This window comes from Kitasatospora sp. NPDC057512, from assembly GCF_042802135.1.
In the GTDB taxonomy this organism is placed as follows: domain Bacteria; phylum Actinomycetota; class Actinomycetes; order Streptomycetales; family Streptomycetaceae; genus Kitasatospora.
In genome coordinates this window covers 1-1498 of sequence record NZ_JBHVET010001188.1, presented here as the reverse complement: position 1 = coordinate 1498, position 1498 = coordinate 1, and the positions used below count along the sequence as shown (strand labels likewise).

Genomic DNA, 1498 nt, shown 5'->3' with positions numbered 1-1498 from the left:
ACGCGGAGCCGACGCCCCCGGCCGGCTGAACCGGCCGCGGGACCCGGACCACCCGGCCGCCGACCTCGACCAGCCCGCCCGGGCGCGGCCCGGCCCGCCGCTGCGAGCCCCGGCCCTGGGTGACGGTCAGCGCCCGGCCGAGGTGCGCGGCCAGCAGCAGGGCGGCCGCACCGGTCGCCTCGTCCTCGTCGATCCCGTCGCCCCGCCCGGGGAAGGCCCGGGCCCGGACGGTGCCGGCCGCCTCGTCCTGCCAGGCCCAGGCGTAGACCCACTCCCCCGGCGGCGGCACCTCCAGCGCCTCCACCTCGGCCGCCGAACCGTACCGCCGCAGCGTGCGCCCCGGGGCCCACTCCGGCCGGCCCTCGATCCGGGTCAGCCCGCCCTCGCGCCGCACGGCCACCTCGCCGGCGGCCGTGACCAGCCGGTCCACCCCGAGCAGCCAGGCGGCGCCCACGCACGGGTGGCCGGCGAACGGCAGGCGCACCGACGGGGTGTAGATGTCGATCTCCCCGCGCTCCGGGTCGTCGACGAACACCGTCTCGCTGAAGCCGAGTTCGCGTGCGACCCGCTGCCGGTCCGCGCGCTCCGGCACGGCGGCGCCGTCGCGCACCACCCCGAGCGCGTTCCCGTGGCTCCCGTCGGGCCCGCAAAAGACCCGCAGCACCTCAAACCCCGTCATTTCCCCACCTCGTCTACTGCCGCTCCGGCCCGGCGCAATGACACCGTGACACAAAGGCCGCGACGGATGTCGGCCGCCTCCAGTACTGTGCGCTGTCGTCCCCGAACGGTTCCCGCCGTTTTTCTCTTCCCCTCCCCAGGAAAGCCCCCGTGAACAATCTCGACTTCAGCGCCGAACCGCTCTTCTCCTGGTACGTCGTACTGCTGGCCCTCAGCGGCGCCATCATGGTGCCCCTCGGGGTCGTCGGCGCCGGCATGAAGGTCGGCCTGCGCATCCTCAACATCGTCATCGGCCTCGGCTTCCTGGGGTACGCCTACTACCTGGCGTTCGTCTTCGAAGGCGGCACGTACACCATCTTCTTCAAGGTGTTCATCGTGCCGCTCGCGATGATCGTCGCCTCGGTGAAGGCGCTGGTGGAGCGCAGCAACGCCAAGAAGCAGCCCGCGCAGGCGGCCGCCCCGTTCGACCCGAACGCGCCGCAGGGGGCGTTCAACCCGAACGCGCCGTTCAACCCGGCCGCCGCCCAGCAGGCGCCGTTCAACCCCAACGCCCCGCAGGCGCCGTTCAACCCGCAGGCGCCGTACGCCCCGCAGCCGGGCGCGCCCGTCCCGCCGCCGGCCGGCGCCCCCGTTCCGCCCGCCCCGGCGCAGGGCGCCTCGCCGTACCAGCCGGGCGTCCCGCCGCAGCCGGTGGCGGACAACCCGTACGCCCAGCCGCAGCCGCCGCAGCACCCGGCCGGCTGACCGCGCCACACCGCACCGCACCAAGCCGTACCGCCGTACGAACGCCGGAAGGCCCGCCCGTCACCCGCTGCAAGGC

At 75.1% G+C, this 1498-nt stretch carries 2 protein-coding genes; one reads left to right on the top strand and one right to left on the bottom strand.

The window, feature by feature from the left end:
• The coding region (locus ACFU6K_RS38795) for a PhzF family phenazine biosynthesis protein (protein ID WP_380671342.1) at positions 1-679 on the bottom strand (679 nt) is incomplete at its 3' end.
• A gap of 149 nt (positions 680-828) precedes the next feature.
• On the opposite strand from ACFU6K_RS38795, the gene ACFU6K_RS38790 reads away from it, so the two are divergent.
• Positions 829-1422: a hypothetical protein gene (locus ACFU6K_RS38790; RefSeq protein ID WP_380671340.1), complete on the top strand. Its 594-nt coding sequence runs from the start codon at positions 829-831 to the stop codon at positions 1420-1422.
• Positions 1423-1498 lie beyond the last annotated feature (76 nt).